Annotated in this window: 13 protein-coding genes and 2 pseudogenes; 9 read left to right on the top strand and 6 right to left on the bottom strand. The window is 68.1% G+C overall.

From position 1 onward, the window contains the following. Positions 1-4: 4 nt before the first annotated feature. Complete coding sequence (locus tag CRM90_RS04005) at positions 5-808, top strand: ATP-binding cassette domain-containing protein (protein WP_502693226.1); 804 nt, start codon at positions 5-7, stop codon at positions 806-808. A gap of 1 nt (position 809) precedes the next feature. Here CRM90_RS04005 and CRM90_RS04000 read toward each other — a convergent pair whose 3' ends face one another. The 5 genes from CRM90_RS04000 to CRM90_RS03980 all read right to left on the bottom strand — a co-directional run bounded on the left by CRM90_RS04000 (position 810) and on the right by CRM90_RS03980 (position 5,427). Next, entirely contained in the window at positions 810-1,316 is a 507-nt protein-coding gene (locus CRM90_RS04000) for a nitroreductase family deazaflavin-dependent oxidoreductase (protein ID WP_502693223.1), read from the bottom strand. A gap of 41 nt (positions 1,317-1,357) precedes the next feature. Continuing rightward, positions 1,358-2,335 carry a Gfo/Idh/MocA family protein gene (locus CRM90_RS03995; RefSeq protein WP_102805682.1) on the bottom strand — a complete coding sequence of 326 codons (978 nt, stop codon included), beginning with the start codon at positions 2,333-2,335 and terminating at the stop codon, positions 1,358-1,360. A gap of 61 nt (positions 2,336-2,396) precedes the next feature. Continuing rightward, entirely contained in the window at positions 2,397-3,269 is an 873-nt protein-coding gene (locus CRM90_RS03990) for a sugar phosphate isomerase/epimerase family protein (protein ID WP_102805681.1), read from the bottom strand. Beyond that, positions 3,266-4,270, bottom strand: coding sequence for a Gfo/Idh/MocA family protein (locus tag CRM90_RS03985; RefSeq protein WP_102805680.1), 1,005 nt, complete (start codon positions 4,268-4,270; stop codon positions 3,266-3,268). Before CRM90_RS03985 ends, CRM90_RS03990 begins: the two co-directional genes overlap by 4 nt. After that, positions 4,267-5,427, bottom strand: coding sequence for a phytanoyl-CoA dioxygenase family protein (locus CRM90_RS03980; RefSeq protein WP_102805679.1), 1,161 nt, complete (start codon positions 5,425-5,427; stop codon positions 4,267-4,269). The genes CRM90_RS03985 and CRM90_RS03980 overlap by 4 nt, the downstream gene beginning before the upstream one ends. 80 nt (positions 5,428-5,507) lie before the next feature. On the opposite strand from CRM90_RS03980, the gene CRM90_RS03975 reads away from it, so the two are divergent. The 7 genes and pseudogenes from CRM90_RS03975 to CRM90_RS31550 form a co-directional block, all read left to right on the top strand. Next, the gene (locus tag CRM90_RS03975; protein ID WP_102805678.1) at positions 5,508-6,512 is read left to right on the top strand and encodes a LacI family DNA-binding transcriptional regulator; all 1,005 of its coding nucleotides are present in this window, start codon (positions 5,508-5,510) and stop codon (positions 6,510-6,512) included. A gap of 134 nt (positions 6,513-6,646) precedes the next feature. Next, a complete protein-coding gene (locus tag CRM90_RS03970; RefSeq protein ID WP_102805787.1) occupies positions 6,647-7,462 on the top strand; it encodes a PfkB family carbohydrate kinase in 816 nt (271 codons plus the stop codon). A gap of 280 nt (positions 7,463-7,742) precedes the next feature. Continuing rightward, complete coding sequence (locus tag CRM90_RS03965) at positions 7,743-9,689, top strand: 2-oxoacid:acceptor oxidoreductase subunit alpha (protein WP_102805677.1); 1,947 nt, start codon at positions 7,743-7,745, stop codon at positions 9,687-9,689. Next, positions 9,686-10,762: a 2-oxoacid:ferredoxin oxidoreductase subunit beta gene (locus tag CRM90_RS03960; protein WP_102805676.1), complete on the top strand. Its 1,077-nt coding sequence runs from the start codon at positions 9,686-9,688 to the stop codon at positions 10,760-10,762. The genes CRM90_RS03965 and CRM90_RS03960 overlap by 4 nt, the downstream gene beginning before the upstream one ends. An 8-nt stretch (positions 10,763-10,770) precedes the next feature. Next, a complete protein-coding gene (gene mobA, locus CRM90_RS03955; protein ID WP_102805675.1) occupies positions 10,771-11,349 on the top strand; it encodes a molybdenum cofactor guanylyltransferase in 579 nt (192 codons plus the stop codon). A gap of 862 nt (positions 11,350-12,211) precedes the next feature. Beyond that, positions 12,212-12,445, top strand: a pseudogene (locus CRM90_RS30875) (transglycosylase family protein); the annotation flags it as partial. A 283-nt stretch (positions 12,446-12,728) separates the two neighbouring features. Then, positions 12,729-12,944 (top strand): annotated as a pseudogene (locus CRM90_RS31550) (transglycosylase family protein); the annotation flags it as partial. A gap of 200 nt (positions 12,945-13,144) precedes the next feature. Here CRM90_RS31550 and CRM90_RS03940 read toward each other — a convergent pair. Further along, positions 13,145-14,311, bottom strand: coding sequence for an FAD-dependent oxidoreductase (locus CRM90_RS03940; RefSeq protein ID WP_102805673.1), 1,167 nt, complete (start codon positions 14,309-14,311; stop codon positions 13,145-13,147). A gap of 36 nt (positions 14,312-14,347) precedes the next feature. Between CRM90_RS03940 and CRM90_RS03935 the strand changes: the two genes are divergently transcribed. Further along, a complete protein-coding gene (locus CRM90_RS03935) occupies positions 14,348-16,333 on the top strand; it encodes a prolyl oligopeptidase family serine peptidase (RefSeq protein ID WP_102805672.1) in 1,986 nt (661 codons plus the stop codon). Positions 16,334-16,354 lie beyond the last annotated feature (21 nt).

Genomic DNA, 16,354 nt, shown 5'->3' with positions numbered 1-16,354 from the left:
GACCATGGATCGACCCACCGAAGAAGCCCCGTCCGGCGGCAACGTGCCACTCGTCGAGCTGAAGAACGTCGGCAAGACCTACGGCAACATCACCGCGCTCAAAGGCATCTCGCTACGGGTGCATGCCGGTGAGGTGACCGGCATTCTCGGCGACAACGGCGCGGGCAAGTCGACGCTCATCAAGATCATCGCCGGATTGCATCAGCCCACCGACGGTGAGCTGCTGGTCGACGGCGAACCGACGAAGTTCAGCTCGCCCGCCGACGCGCTGGGCAAGGGCATCGCGACGGTGTACCAGAACCTCGCCGTCGTTCCGCTGATGCCGGTGTGGCGAAACTTCTTCCTGGGTCAGGAAATTCGTAAGAAGAGTTTCCCGTGGGCGCTGGACGCCAACGCGATGCGGGCCACCACGCTGACCGAGCTGGCGAAGATGGGTATCGAGTTGCCCGACGTCGACGTGCCGATCGGTTCGCTGTCCGGCGGGCAACGCCAGTGTGTGGCGATCGCCAGGGCCGTGTTCTTCGGGGCGCGGGTGCTGATCCTCGACGAGCCGACGGCCGCGCTCGGCGTCAAGCAATCCGGGGTGGTGCTCAAATACATCACCGCCGCCAAAGAGGCCGGCTTCGGCGTCGTGTTCATCACCCACAACCCGCACCACGCGCACATGGTCGGCGATCATTTCGTGCTGCTGAACCGGGGCCGTCAGAAGCTCGACTGCAGCTACGACGAGATCACCCTGGAACACCTGACCCAGCAGATGGCCGGTGGCGACGAGCTCGAGGCGCTGTCCCACGAGCTGGGCCGCTGATCTACCGCGGCGTCAGCGCGAACAGTCGCAGCTCCCGGTCGGTCCGGGTGCGGTAGGCCTGGTACATCGGATAGGCCAGGAAGCGTGCCAAACCGGCGTCCCGCTCGGGCCCGGTCACCAAGGTGGCCGTCGCCGGGATCTCGATCCCGTTGATGGCGACGACGGCCTCCGGGTTGGCCAGCAAGTTCAGGCTCCAAGCCGGGTGATGCTGCTGGCCGAAATTGCTGCCGAGCACCAGCAGGCGCTCGCCCTCGCGGAGGTAACTCAACGCCGACAACCGCGGCTGGCCGGACTTGCGGCCCGTCGTGGTCAACAGCAGTTCGGGCATCGAGGTCGGGCCGAACAAGGTGTATTTGCCCTTGGTCGCCCGCAGCACGCGACGGTCAAGGGGCACGAGTGCTCTGATGACACGCGAGCCCACCGCCGTCGAGGCGAACGCGAGCGCAGGCTTGAACAGAGGCGAGATGTCTTCCCGGCCCCAGTGACCGTCAGGAAAGCGTTGCGGCATACCTGCCATCGTGCCCGATGGCGGCCCGGCGGAGGACCGGTTCAGCGCGGTGACATGCCCGCCGCCCGGTAGGCGGCATCGACATAATGCATGTTCTGCACGGCATCGTCGACGCCGATCGGCAGCGGCACATGGTCCAGGAGGTGGGCGGCGAACGCGTCGAGTTGGTAGGTGTACGACGCTCGGGTGCCCAGGTGCTCCACCCGCGTTCCGCCCGGCGTGCGGATGGTGATCCGATCGTCGGTGTGCGGCTTGATGAAGTCGTGGGCCAGTGCATCGCCCTTGGAGCCGACCAGCTTGACGGTGAACGAAAACGCCTCGGCGGTCATGGTGTTGGCACTGCAGCCGGTGGCGCCGGACGGGAACCGCAGCTCGACGTCGCACCACTCGTCGACGCCGGGGCTGCGCTGGGAGGCGTGGGCGGCGGTGATCGCCGGACGGCCCAGACCGCGGGCGCCGAGCTGGCGCATGATGTGCAGGCCGTAGCAGCCGAGGTCCATCAGCGCCCCGCCGGCCAGATCCAGCGACCAGCGCGGGTCATCAGGCGCGGGCGCCGGCATCGCCATCCGGACCTCCACGTGCCGGATCTCGCCGAGCTCACCGTCGGTTGCCAGTTCGAACATCCGCTGGGTCACCGGATGGAACAGGTAATGGAACCCCTCCAGCATGCTCACCCCGGCAGCTGTGGCGGCGTCGGCGACCTGCTGTGCCTCGATGTGGTTGCGCGCGAACGGTTTCTCGGTCAGCACCGGCTTGCCCGCCTTGATCGCCGCCAGATTCCACGGGGCGTGCAGGCTGTTGGCCAACGGGTTGTAGACCACATCGACTTCCGCGTCCCCGACCACGTCGGCGTAGCTGTCTGCGATGCGCTCAACCCCGTACGTGTCGGCGAACCGGCGGGCGCGCTGCGGATCTCGGGCAGCCACCACCACGAGCCGGTGACCGAGATCCCGGGCCGGCCCGACGATCGCGTTCTCGGCGATCCGGGATGCGCCGAGCACGCCGATGCGCAGGCTCATGCAGTCCCCTCGCAGGCTCGGGGACTGCATGCCCGCTGACGGTTCGCTCCGCAAGAGTCGCTCACGCCGGCACGCCGCCCGCGACTTGCTGCAGATAGGCGACGCTGGTCAGTACGTCCCGTAACGGACCCTCGCCGACCGGCTCGCCGTCCAGGATGGTGTCCTGCTCGAGGACGAACCAGCCGTCGAAGCCGTTGTTCCGCAACGCTGCAACGATGCCCGCGATGTCCACGTCACCGGTGCCCAGCGGGGTGTACATGCCCTGGGAGACCGCATCGGTATAGGTCAGTTCGCCGGACTGCACCCGGGCGGCCAAAGCCGCGTCGACGTCCTTGAGGTGAGCGTGCGCAATGCGCTCCGGCACCGTGCGGGCCAGCTGCAACGGATCGGTGCCACCGATCAACAGGTGCCCGGTGTCCAGGCACAGTGGGATCGACGACCCGGCCAGCACCCGGGCCACCTCGTCGCCCTTCTCGACCATCGTGCCGACGTGCGGGTGCAGCACCGCCGTGACACCACTCCCGGCGGCGGTTGTCACCAGCCGGTCGAGGTTGGCGAGCAGCGTCGACCACTGTTCGTCGTCCAGATCGGGCCGGGAGTCATACCCGTCGGTGCCGGTCGCGGCGGCCAGCACCAACATCGAAGCTCCGGACGCCACAATGGATTCCAGCACCCCGGCGACATCGGGAACCGGGTCGTGGCCGGCGTCGTGCAGCACCACCGGTGCGAAGCTGCCGACACAGCTCAGGCCGTGGCGGCCCAGCAGCGCGGTCAGCTCGGCGGGGTCGGCGGGCAGGAACCCCTCCGGGCCGAGCTCGGTGGCCGACAGGCCGGCTTGTTGCATCTCGGCCAGCACCCGCTCGGGTCCGAGTTGATGACCCCAGCCGGGCACTTCGCATACACCCCAGGAGATGGGGGCTCCGGCAATTTTCACTGACGTACCTCCTTGATGCGGACCGGTGCGCCGCGGCGCAGCGATTCGGTGGCGGCTTCGGCGATCCAGGCGACCTCTACGGCGTCGGCCACGGTGGCACCGCGCACCGGGGCACCCTTGACGACGTCGACGAAGCCGCTCAGTTCGGTGCGGAACGCCTCGGTGAAGCGGTCCATGAAGAAATGGTGCGGCTGCCCGGTCGGAAAGTCGTTGTGGGGATCGGCATTCCGTACCGGTACACCCTGGTCCCAGCCGGCGACCACGGTGTCGTTGAACCCGTGCACCTCCAGCCGGCAGTCGTAACCGCGGCCGTTGTAGCGTGCGTTGGAGATGACGCCGAGCGCGCCACCGTCGAATCGGACCACCACTGCTGCCGTATCGACGTCACCGTATTCAGCGAACAGCGGATCACCCTGCGCGGTGCCGGTGGCATACACCTCGACGGCTTCCTGGCCGGTGATCCAGCGGACAGTGTCGAAATCGTGGACCGCGCAATCGCGGAAGATGCCACCCGACCCGGCGATGTACTCCATCGGCGGGGGAGCCGGGTCCATCGTGGTGCTGCGGACGGTGTGCAGCGTGCCCAGCGCGCCACGGTCCACCGCGGCCTTGGCGGCTGCGAACGCGGCGTCGAAGCGGCGCTGATAGCCGATCTGCACCGGAACGCCGGCCCGCATGATGGCCTCGGCGACCCTGGCGCTTTCGGCTGCGGTGGAGGCCACCGGCTTCTCGCAGAACGTCGGCAACCCGCGCTCGACGGCGGCCAGCGTCAGTTCGGCGTGCGCCGGGGTGGCGGCTGCCACCACGACCCCGTCGATACCCGACGACAGCAGCGCGTCGACCGAATCAACCGACCGCACACCGTACTTCGTCGCCACCTGAGCGACGACGTCGGGACGCTCATCGGTGACGACGAGACCGTCGACCCCGTCGAGTTGGCTCAGTGTGTCGGTGTGGAAGGCCCCGATCCGGCCGAGGCCGATCACGCCGAGGGTGGTCATGGGATTCTCCGTTCGTTCTGGTCGCACAGCGCGACGTCGAGGGCTTGGGGGGACAGATCGTCGGCCAGCGCGGCGAGCACGACGTCGACTTGGCTTGGCGGCGCCAGACTTCCGATCGGCTGGTCGCGGTCCAGGTTGGTGGGGAAGGGGTAACCCTCCGCGGTGGCCACCACGGCGTTGAGCAGCTCCGCCGCCGGTCGGCCCGCGGCCTTCATGGCGCGCAGCGCCGGGTACACCGAACGCACCATCGCGGTGCGGTCCAGGGCTTCCATCGCCCGGCCGAACGGCGACGAGATCTGCAACAGGTTCGCCATCCGACGGACCGCGGCCGAGGTGTTGGCGCCCGCACCGTGATAGAGCGCCGGATTGAAGAACACCGCATCACCCTTGCTCAGCGGGATCTGCACATGATGCGTGGCGAAGTAGTCGCTGAACTCCGGTGAATTGAAGGCCACGTAACCGCCCTCGAACAGCTGCGAATACGGCAGCAGCATGGTCGGCCCGCTCTCCACCGGCATGGCGGTGTGGGCGACCGCTCCCTGCAGTGTCAGCGTCGGCGACAACCGGTGCACGTGCGACGGGTACTCGGTCAGCTGGCCGGGCGCGACGAATCCGAGATGGTAGTCGCGGTGCGGAACCTGCGCGGCGCCACCGGGATTGACGACGTTGACCTGAGAGGTGAGCTGATATCGCGGCCCGAGCCAGGCCTGGCAGACCAGGGCCAGCAGGTCGTTGGCGTAGTAGTCGGCGTACGCCGCGGGGGAGTGCAAAGCCAGCTTCTGGGCGGCGTTCCACACCCGGTCGTTGGCACCCGCGGCACCGAAGTGGTCCCCGGCCGCACCGCCGGTGCGCCGCTGATCGGCGATCAGTGCCGCGAACGCCGCGCTGGCGGCGTCGACGACCGCGGCCGAGAAGGCGCCGGTGAATACGACGACCCCGGGCCCCTCGGCCAGCGCGGTGATGAGTTCGCCCTGTAGAGCCCGTCGGTCGGCGCGGGTCATCTCGGCGGCGGAGTAGATGAGGACGTTCTGCCGAACCTCGGCGGCATGCGGGTACGCCTCGAGATCGGTCTCGCGCTCGGTCAGGCTTATCAACTCGTCGAGTTCATAAGCCTGTGCCGTCAACCAAGGTTGAACCCGCGCACGCACATCGGCCATGCCGAAAGTCTTGCTGTGACTCAGGCCGCAATCAACACCAGAAATCCATCAAAAACCCATCAGCTCGATAGGGTGCGAACATGGCGCACCGTTTCAAGGTCCGTGAGATCGCCCAGCAGTCCGGACTGTCCGAAGCCACCGTCGACCGGGTGCTCAACGACCGGCCGGGTGTCCGGGCGGCCACCCGCGCCGAGGTGCTGCAGGCCATCGAGGATCTGGAGAAACAACGATCTCAATTGCGGCTCAACGGACGTCGCTTCCTGCTCGACGTGGTGATGCAGACCCCGCAGCGGTTCTCCGACGCCTTCCGCGCCGCGGTCGAAGCCGAACTGCCCGCATTCGCGCCCGCGATGCTGCGCGCGCGGTTTCACCTGTGGGAATCCGGGTCGACAGATCAGATGGTGGACACGCTCGCCCGGATCAAGGGCAGCCACGGAATCGTGCTCAAGGCGCAGGATGAACCGGAGGTGGCCGAGGCCGTCGACAGTCTGGTCGCCGCCGGCGTCCCGGTGGTGACCTACACAACCGACATCCCGGCCAGTGCGCGCTGCGCGTACGTCGGCATCGACAACCACGGAGCCGGAACCACCGCGGCCTATCTGGTGGACCAGTGGCTGGGTGACACGCCGGCGGACGTACTGATCACGTTGAGCCGCACAGTGTTCCGCGGTGAGGCCGAGCGTGAAGTGGGCTTCCGGACGGCGCTGCGCAGGTCCGGCCGCGGCATCGTCGAGGTCGGGGACAGCGACGGTATCGACGCCACCATCGAACGCCTGGTGGTCGACGCACTCGAGCGCAACCCTGACGTCGCGGCCGTCTACTCCGTCGGCGGCGGAAACACGGCGACGGTCGCGGCGTTCGACCAATTAGGACGCGCGTGCCGAGTTTTTATCGCTCATGACCTCGACGCCGACAACCGCCGGCTGCTGCGGGAGGGCCGCATCTCGGCGGTGCTGCACAACGACCTGCGTGCCGACGCCCGGCTCGCGATGCGGCTGATCCTGCAGCAGCACCGCGCGTTGCCCGCCGAGCCCGCGCGGCCCGTCCCGATCCAGGTGATCACCCCGTACAACCTGCCCGCCTGAACTCGGCGAGTCGTCGATTCGAAGAAATCGCGACTAGCATTCCGCGCCGACGGCGACGATGAATGGCGCCCAACTCACGAAGCACCCAAGGAGACCGACCCGTGTCACGACACCGCGCTGAGCTCGCCGCCGGTGTGACCGTGCTGGGCAATCTGGCCGTCGACGTGATCAACGGCGGCCCGAAGACACCCGGCGGGTGCGCGTCGTTCTCCGGTGTCGCCATGGCAGCAGCAGGCGGGCCGGGCGGGATCGTCGCGCTGGCCGCCGACGAGGACCACTCGCTGTACGAGCCGCTGCTCGAGAGGTTCGGATCGCTGATCCGGATCCTTCCCGCCGAATGCACAAGCGCGTTCCGGCTGGACTATGAGGACGTCGATCACCGCCGGATGTCGGTCGACGCCATCGGCCCGGTGTGGAGTGCCGCCGAGGTGGAGTCCGCGGACCCCGACACCACGTGGGTGCATCTCGCCCCGCTGCTGCGGACCGACTTTCCCGCCGAGACACTGGCTCTGCTGGCCCAGCGCGGCCACCGGGTCGCCTACGACGGCCAGGGTCTGGTCCGTGCCGACCAGCTCGGGCCACTGGTGGTGGACCGTCACTACCCGCCCGAGCTGCTGGATCACCTGAGCATCCTGAAGCTGGCCGAGGACGAGGCCGTCATCGTCGCCGACGGCCCCTTCGACGAATCCACCGCCGCCCGCCTCGGGGTCCCCGAAATCCTGGTGACCTACGGATCCGAGGGCTGCGACATCTATACCGGGGACGCGAAGGTTCGGGTGCCGGCCGCGTGGCGGGTCGACGGTGTGCAGACCACCGGCGCCGGTGACATGTTCACCACCTGTTACGTGGCAAATCGGGCAGCCGGGGCCGACCCGCGCGCCGCGGCCGCGGCAGCGAGTGAACTCGTCGCCGGCGAACTCGAGAAACGCCTCGGGGCGCGCCGCAACTGAGAGCTACCGGCGAGTAGCGACTTCTCTTAGAGAACGACGTTCTCAGGAAGTGACGAACGACACACTTTTGTCTCACTCCGCCGTCGATCGTGTCCGTGAGCTGTGTCTTCGATGCAGGCCGCACGGCGTGTCACGATCGGGGCGCGGTCAGCCATGCCTAAGAAAGTGCAATAATCGGTACTGCGAGTGACAGCAACTCCTGGGCTGTCGATTCCGTCGGCGCGTCCACCCGATAGCGACGCGGTATTTACACCCGGCGGTCAGGACGAAAGGCGGGGACGTGGGTCCGAACGGCAACGGGGCTGCGGGCAACCGGCAGAAGCTGGAAAAGGTCGTCATCCGGTTCGCCGGTGACTCCGGAGACGGAATGCAGCTCACCGGTGACCGGTTCACCTCCGAAGCCGCGCTCTTCGGCAACGACCTTGCGACTCAACCGAATTACCCCGCCGAGATCCGTGCGCCACAGGGCACGCTGCCCGGCGTCTCGTCGTTCCAGATCCAGATCGCCGACTACGACATCCTCACCGCCGGTGACCGTCCCGACGTGCTGGTCGCGATGAACCCCGCGGCGCTGAAAGCCAACATCGGCGATCTGCCGCGCGGTGGTCTGGTGATCGCCAACTCCGACGAATTCACCAAGCGCAACCTGGCGAAGGTCGGCTACGAGAACAACCCGCTGGAGAGCGGCGAACTCGACGACTACGTGGTGCAGGCCGTCGCGATGACCACCCTGACCCTCGGATCCGTCGAGGCGATCGGCGCGTCCAAGAAAGACGGCCAGCGCGCCAAGAACATGTTCGCGCTCGGGCTGCTGTCGTGGATGTACGGCCGGCCGATCGAGACCAGCGAGACGTTCATCCGGGAGAAGTTCGCCCGCAAGCCCGATATCGCCGAAGCGAACGTGCTGGCGCTGAAGGCCGGCTGGAACTACGGCGAGACCACTGAGGCGTTCGGCACCACCTACGAGATCTCCCCGGCCAAGCTCGCCCCGGGCGAATACCGGCAGATCTCCGGCAACACGGCCCTGGCTTACGGCGTGATCGCCGCCGGCCAGCTCGCCGACATCCAGGTGGTGCTCGGCACCTACCCGATCACGCCGGCGTCGGACATCCTCCACGAGCTGTCCAAGCACAAGAACTTCAACATCCTGACCTTCCAGGCCGAGGACGAGATCGCCGGCGTCGGCGCCGCGATCGGTGCCTCCTACGGCGGGGCGCTGGGCGTGACGAGCACCTCGGGCCCCGGCATCTCGCTGAAGTCCGAGGCCATCGGGTTGGCCATGATGGCCGAGCTGCCGCTGCTGGTGATCGATGTGCAGCGTGGCGGACCATCGACCGGCCTGCCGACCAAGACCGAGCAGGCCGATCTGCTGCAGGTGATGTTCGGTCGCAACGGCGAGTCGCCGGTTGCCGTATTGGCCGCCAGCACGCCGTCGGACTGCTTCGAGGTGGCCATCGAGGCCGCGCGCATCGCGCTGACCTACCGGACGCCGGTGATCCTGCTGTCCGACGGCGCGATCGCCAACGGCTCGGAGCCGTGGCGGATTCCGGACATCGACTCGTTCGAGCCGATCGAAACCAACCTCGCCAAAGCCGGCGAGGACTTCCAGCCGTACGCCCGCGACCCCGAGACGCTGGCCCGCCAGTTCGCGGTTCCGGGCACGCCCGGCCTGGAGCACCGCATCGGCGGCCTGGAGTCGGCCAACGGTTCCGGCGCCATCTCCTACGAGCCGGCCAACCACGACCTGATGGTCCGGTTGCGGCAGGCCAAGATCGCCGGTATCACGGTGCCCGACGTCACGGTCGACGACCCGACCGGCGACGCGGAGCTGCTCATCCTCGGCTGGGGAAGCTCCTTCGGCCCGATCGGTGAAGCCTGTCGCCGGGCCCGCCGCCGCGGCATCAAGGTTGCGCAGGCTCACCTGCGGCACCTCAACCCGCTGCCGGCCAACCTCGGCGAGGTGCTGCGTCAGTACAAGTACGTGGTGGTCCCCGAGATGAACCTCGGCCAGCTGGCGCTGCTGCTGCGCGGCACGTACCTGGTTGATGTGCAGTCGGTGACCAAGGTGGAAGGCATGGCGTTCCTGGCCGACGAGCTGGAAGGCATCATCGATGCCGCACTCGACGGGACGTTGGCTGAAAAGGAAAGCGACAAAGCGAAATTCGCCCGGCTTGCGGCAGCTACCGTGGGTACCGGCACAGATGTTGGCGCAGGAGTGAACGCATGACTGACCTGATCGGCTCGGACCTGCTGGCACCGAGCGTGTCCAAGACGGCGTGGGTGCCGACCACCGACGAGCCGCAGAAGGCCAAGGACTTCACCAGTGACCAGGAGGTCCGCTGGTGCCCCGGTTGCGGTGACTACGTCATCCTGAACACGATCCGCAACTTCCTGCCGGACCTCGGTCTGCGCCGGGAGAATATCGCGTTCATCAGCGGCATCGGCTGCTCGAGCCGCTTCCCGTACTACCTGGAGACCTACGGCTTCCACTCGATCCACGGTCGTGCCCCGACCATCGCCACCGGGCTGGCGCTGGCCCGCCCGGACCTGTCCGTGTGGGTTGTCACCGGCGACGGCGACGCCCTCTCGATTGGTGGCAACCACCTGATCCACGCGCTGCGCCGCAACGTCAACATCACGATCCTGCTGTTCAACAACCGGATCTACGGTCTGACCAAGGGCCAGTACTCGCCGACCTCCGAGGTCGGAAAGGTCACCAAATCCACCCCGATGGGCTCGCTGGATCATCCGTTCAACCCCGTGTCGCTGGCTCTGGGCGCCGAGGCGACGTTCGTCGGCCGGGCGCTGGACTCCGACCGCAAGGGACTGTCCGAGGTCCTGAAGGCGGCGGCCCAGCATCGTGGCGCCGCGCTGGTCGAGATCATGCAGGACTGCCCGATCTTCAACGACGGCTCGTTCGACCTGCTCCGCAAGGAAGGCGCCGAGGAGCGGATCATCAACGTCCGCCAGGGCGAGCCGGTGGTGTTCGGCGCCAACGGTGAGTACTGCGTGGTCAAGAGCGGCTTCGGCCTGGACGTCGCCAAGACCGCCGACGTGGCGGCCAGCGACATCGTGGTGCACGACGCCACCACCGCGGACTCGGCTTACGCGTTCGCGTTGTCGCGGCTCAGCGACCAGAACCTCGAGCACACCGTGATGGGAGTGTTCCGCCAGGTCAACCGGCCGACGTATGACGACGCCGCCCGTGACCAGGTTCGGATGGCCCGCGAGGCCACCCCGCACGACCGGCACGCGCTGCAGTCGCTGTTGCGTGGTCGCGATACCTGGACTGTGGACTAGATCCAACCGTGAGCACGCCCGCCCCGCTGGCCGCCGTAGTACTGGCTGGTGGGGCGTCGCGGCGCATGGGCCGAGACAAGGCCACGCTGCCTCACCCCGACGGCGGCGCCACGATGGTGGAGTACACCGTCGCCACGCTGAGCTCCCGCTGTGCGCCGGTGTTCGTGATCGCCGCCCCCGGTCAGGCGCTACCCGCCCTCGACGGGCAGATATTGCGTGACGAGGTCCGGGGAGTCGGGCCGCTGCTGGCCACCGGGCGCGGGCTGCGGGCGGCGGCAGAGGCCGGGGTGGAGCGCGCCTTCGTCAGCGCCGTCGATATGCCATTCCTGTCCACCGAGATCATCGACGATCTCGCCCAACACCGGGGTGTAGACATCGTGCTGCCATGGGACGGCCGCGACCACTACCTGGCCGGCATCTACAACACTGGTCTCGCCGACCACATCGACGCCTTGGTCGCCGCGGGAGAGCGGAGTATGCGAGCGCTTGCCGAATCTGTCGTCACTCAGCGGATCGTGATGCCGGCCAGTCGCGCGCTGGCGAACGTCAATTCACGGGCCGATCTGGCCCAGCAAATCGCCGGATAATCGGCGTCCGGAGCGAATTCGGAATCGACGGACAATGTGATCGGTGCCGATTGTCATATTGCGAACCGGCTGTCCTGCCGGTCCTGCAGGACGTCCTGAGGGACAACACAATTCGGGCGCTCGACGGGTGTCGGGAGCCGTCCCGTCCGTCCGCTGCGGATTGAGGCCGGGGCGGTGCGGAATCACGTCATGCCGCCGTCGCCGTGAACACGGCCGCCAGCTAACGAATGGCCCGGTGCCGGTGCTGTTGGGGCAGGTGGGGCTCGGTTTGATTCCTGGGAACGCGCGAAATCGCAAAGGTCAGTGCCTTGCGTTATCAATAACGTGTGTGCGGGGCCACAATTTGTACGTGATAAACGTCACGTTATTTACGGGCGTGTCAACAAAATAGCTGGCTGTGAAACTGCGCGCTGACCTGCACAGACAACGCATAGCTTTCGCTCGTAACCATCTCGTGATCTAACCGAGATAAGCGTGTCGTTGATGTGACTTCATTTCTCCCGCTTTGTAGCGTCCTACCCGGTCCCGCAAGGGAGCAAACAACTGCAGATATGACTCCACACATTTGAACCCTGCGTGTGAGCGGGGCCGGGGAGGTCGCAACGACCTTCTGTGGATCACCGGAGAAGTGATTCCACGGTGATGCCGGCCGCCGCTGTCGTGCCCGACCGAGACGGCGCGACCCGAAACCCGGCTGTCCCACGGGACCGCATCCGTCCGACGGCGGAGGTCTGGCGCGCGTATGGCGAAAGGAAAACTGTTGAACAACGTCCGCAAAACGCTCGCACGGTCCTTCGGCATCGCCGCCATCGGTGGCGCTACCGTCCTTGCTCCGATGGTCCTCGGGACCGCCACCGCCTCGGCGGACGGCATGAACTGGGACGCGGTCGCAGCGTGCGAGTCCGGCGGTAACTGGGCGATCAACACCGGTAACGGCTACTACGGCGGGCTGCAGTTCACCCTGGGCACCTGGCGTGCCAACGGCGGTTCGGGCTCGCCGCACCTGGCCTCGCGCGACGAGCAGATTCGGGTGGCCGAAAACGTGCTGCGCAGCCAGGGCCGAGGCGCCTGGCCGGTGTGCGGCCGTCGCGGCTGATACAGCGCTCATAAGGGTGGCGCCGGGTCGATGACCCGGCGCCACCCTTATTTCTCGGGCCACTTCCTTATCAAAATTCTCAGAAAAATCAATCGACACGCCCGTAACAACTGCATCACGCGCTGCGATTCACATCACAGCGGCACACCAGTGCCCCCTTTGTCGGGAAGGGACAACACCAATGAGCACTCTGCGCAGGATCATCACCCTCTCAGTCATCTCCGCCGCCCTCGGCCTCGCCGGGTTCGTTCTGAGCATCGGAAACGCCAGCGCAGACAGCGGGGTGAACTGGGACGCGGTCGCACAGTGCGAGTCGGGTGGCAACTGGGGCGCCAACACGGGCAACGGCTTCTCCGGCGGCCTGCAGTTCAGCGACGCCACCTGGAAGGCCAACGGCGGCATCGGCAGCGCGGCCCACGCCTCCCGCGAGGAGCAGATCCGGGTCGCCGAGAACGTCGCCCGCAAGCAGGGCATGGGCGCCTGGCCGACGTGCGGCCAGGCCGCCGGAACGCCCGCCTTCGCCACCCCCGTTTCCACCGGTGCCGCCCCGGCCCAGGGTGGGGCCTGCGCCAACGTGATGAGCGGCCCGTTCAAGTCCATCGACTTCAACAAGATGTGCCAGGCCTTCCACGACCCGGGTCGCGCGATCGCCAACGCCCTCGGCCTTCGCTGATCTATCGCTGACGACGCCCAGCCGGCTCAGGCCGACCGGGCGTCGTCGCATGTGGGGAGCCGAAAAGCCGACCGCGCGGCGATCGACGCCAGGTGGCGGGTCACCACCACCTCCGGCACCACCACCGTGGCCCTGCTTGCCAGTGCGCTCAGCGCCGCGGGGCGCAGGTTCACCAGCCGACCGATCAGCCGCGATTCAGCGGCGATGCCGTGCACCCGGCGGCGGCGGAACGATTCGAACGCGGCGAACGCCCTCGGCAGGTCGGGGGACAGGTCGACGAACGCGCCCAGCACGGCCGCATCCTCGAGCGCCTGGCACCCGCCCTGACCCAGGTGTGGTCGCATGGGGTGGGCGGCGTCGCCGACCAGCACCACCGGGCCCACCGCCCAGCGTCGGGCGGTGCTGCGGTCGTACAGGTCGTTGCGCAGTACCGCGCTGGGGTCGGTGGCGGCCAGCATGGCCGGGATCGGCGCGGCCCACGATGCGAACTTTTCGCGCAGATAGCTGAGCTCGCCCTGCGGCGCCGACGCGCCCTCGGCGGCACGCTCGGTGGCGAACCAGTACGTCCGCTGGCCGCCCATCGGCACATGGCCGACCTCAGCCCCCGCGCCCATCGTCTCGCCGGCCAGGTCGGGGTCGATGGACATCGAAGCGACACCGCGCCAGGCCGTGTAGCCGGCGTAGCGGTGCATCAGCGGACCGTTGAGATGGCGCGCCACCACCGAGCCGGTGCCGTCGGCGCCGACCACCGCGTCGACGTCGCGGGTCGTGGAATCCGTCAGATGAAGCTGCATCCGGGCACCGGACGAGCTGAGCTCGCGAACCCCCACCCCCTCGACGACGGTGGCGGGCGACAGGGCGCCGGCCAGAACGTCGCGCAGCGCTGCGCGCTGAAGCACCACCAGCGGCTCACCCAGCGCCGTGACGATCCGCTCACCGGCCGGGCGGCGCAACCACCGGCCGTCCTTCCAGCGGATGGCGCCCGCGGCGATCCGGCCGCCCGCGGCCCGCACCTGATCGCCGAGACCGAGATGGTCGAGGGCGGCCAGAGCGTTCGGCCAGATACTGATGCCCGCACCGGAACCGGTGTCGGTGCGCTCTTCGATCACGGAGACGGTATGACCACGCCGGGCCAGCGCCGCGGCGGTGGCGAGCCCGGCGATGCCCGCCCCGACAACTGCGATCTCGGCCATGTCCCGAACCTAACCGGCGTGTGCTACCAACGGGACATGACCTCGGGCCCATTCGACGATCTCGACGACTACATCGCGCTGCCGCGGGTTTCCGGGCTGGCGGTGTCGGCCGACGGGTCACGTGTCGTCACGTGCGTCGCCGAACTCAACGCCGCCAAGACCGAATACATCACCGCGCTGTGGGAACTGGACCCGGCCGGTGCGGCGCCGGCACGCCGGCTGACGCGCGGCGCCAAGGGCGAAGCCGCACCGGCGTTCACCGCCGACGGCGATCTGCTGTTCACCTCGGTACGGCCTATTGAGGATGATGACAAGCCGCCGGCCGCACTGTGGCTGCTGCCCGCCGCAGGCGGGGAGGCCGTCCAGCTGGCCGAGCTGCCTGCCGGGATCACCGCTGTCCGGACCGCGCGTAACGCAGCCGCCGTCGTCGTCGGTGCGCCGCTGTTGCCGTCGGCCGGCACCGTCGACGACGAGCGCCGGTTACGAAAACTGCGCAAGGACAACAAGATCAGCGCGATCCTGCACACCGGGTATCCGGTGCGGCACTGGGACTGCGACCTCGGCCCGGATGAGACGCATCTGTTCCGTGTGGCAGCCGGCGGCGAGCTCACCGACCTGACCCGCGAGCCCGGGCCGGCGCTCGGTGAGGCGGACTTCGCCGTCAGCCCGGACGGCACCTTCGCGGTCGCGACCTGGCGGGTGTCCGCGCCGCGCGCCGCCCTGCGATCGATGCTGGTGCGCATCGACCTGGCGACGGGTGAGCGCTCGGTGATCGCCGAGGATCCCGCCGCCGACCTGGAACACCCGGCCATATCACCGGACGGTACGGCCGTGGTGTTCACCCGTGAGACCGTCTCGACGCCGCACCAGGCACCACGAATTACGGTGTGCCACTTGGATCTGCGGTCGGGAGAGTGGACGCAGCTGGCAGCCGGGTGGGACCGGTGGCCGGCATCGGTGACCTGGACGCAGGACGGTTCCGCGGTTCTGGTCACCGCCGACGACAACGGCCGCTGCCCGATCTTCGAGATCGGATTGGACGGCGACGTCCGCCGGATCACCGACGACGACTTCAGCTACTCGAACGTCACCGCCGCACGTGACGGCACCATCTACGCGCTGCGAAGCTCCCACGCGGCGCCGCCACATCCCGTACGCGTCGACTCGCACGGTGCGATCAGCGTGCTGCCGTGCGTGGAATTGCCTGCGCTGCCCGGCGAATTGACCGAGACCGTCGCGACCACCGCCGACGGCACGACGGTGCGGTCCTGGCTGGTGTTGCCGTCCGGCGGGCAGGGACCCGCGCCGCTGCTGCTGTGGATTCACGGCGGACCGCTGGGCAGCTGGAACGTGTGGTCCTGGCGGTGGAACCCGTGGTTGATGGCGGCGCGCGGGTACGCGGTGTTGCTGCCCGACCCGGCACTGTCCACCGGGTACGGGCAGGACTTCATCCAGCGCGGGTGGGGCGCCTGGGGCGGGCCGCCCTACGAGGATCTGCTGGCCGCCGTCGACGCCGCGGTGGCGCACCCGCGCATCGACGCCGGGCGCACCGCGGCGATGGGTGGCTCGTTCGGCGGCTACATGGCCAACTGGGTGGCCGGTCACACCGATCGCTTCGCGGCGATCGTCACCCACGCCAGCCTGTGGGCGCTCGACCAATTCGGCCCCACCACCGACGGCGCCTACTACTGGGCCCGCGAGATGACACCGGCCATGGCACAAGACAATTCGCCACACCACTTCGTCGAGCACATCACCACCCCGATGTTGGTGATTCACGGCGACAAGGACTATCGCGTGCCGATCGGCGAGGCGCTGCGGCTGTGGTACGAGCTGCTGACCGACTCCGGGCTGCCCGCCGCCGACGACGGCACGTCGGTGCACCGGTTCCTGTACTTCCCGTCCGAGAACCACTGGGTGCTCTCGCCGCAGCACGCCAAGATCTGGTACCAGGTGGTCACCGCGTTCCTCGCCGAACATGTCCTGGGTGAGCAGGCGCAGTTCCCCGAAACGCTGGGCTGACCCGCCCCCGGTAAGTTGGCC

The organism is Mycobacterium sp. ENV421 (assembly GCF_002887815.1).
Lineage (GTDB): Bacteria > Actinomycetota > Actinomycetes > Mycobacteriales > Mycobacteriaceae > Mycobacterium.
Note: the sequence above shows the minus strand (reverse complement) of the source record. Positions and strands in the feature narration are given on the sequence as shown.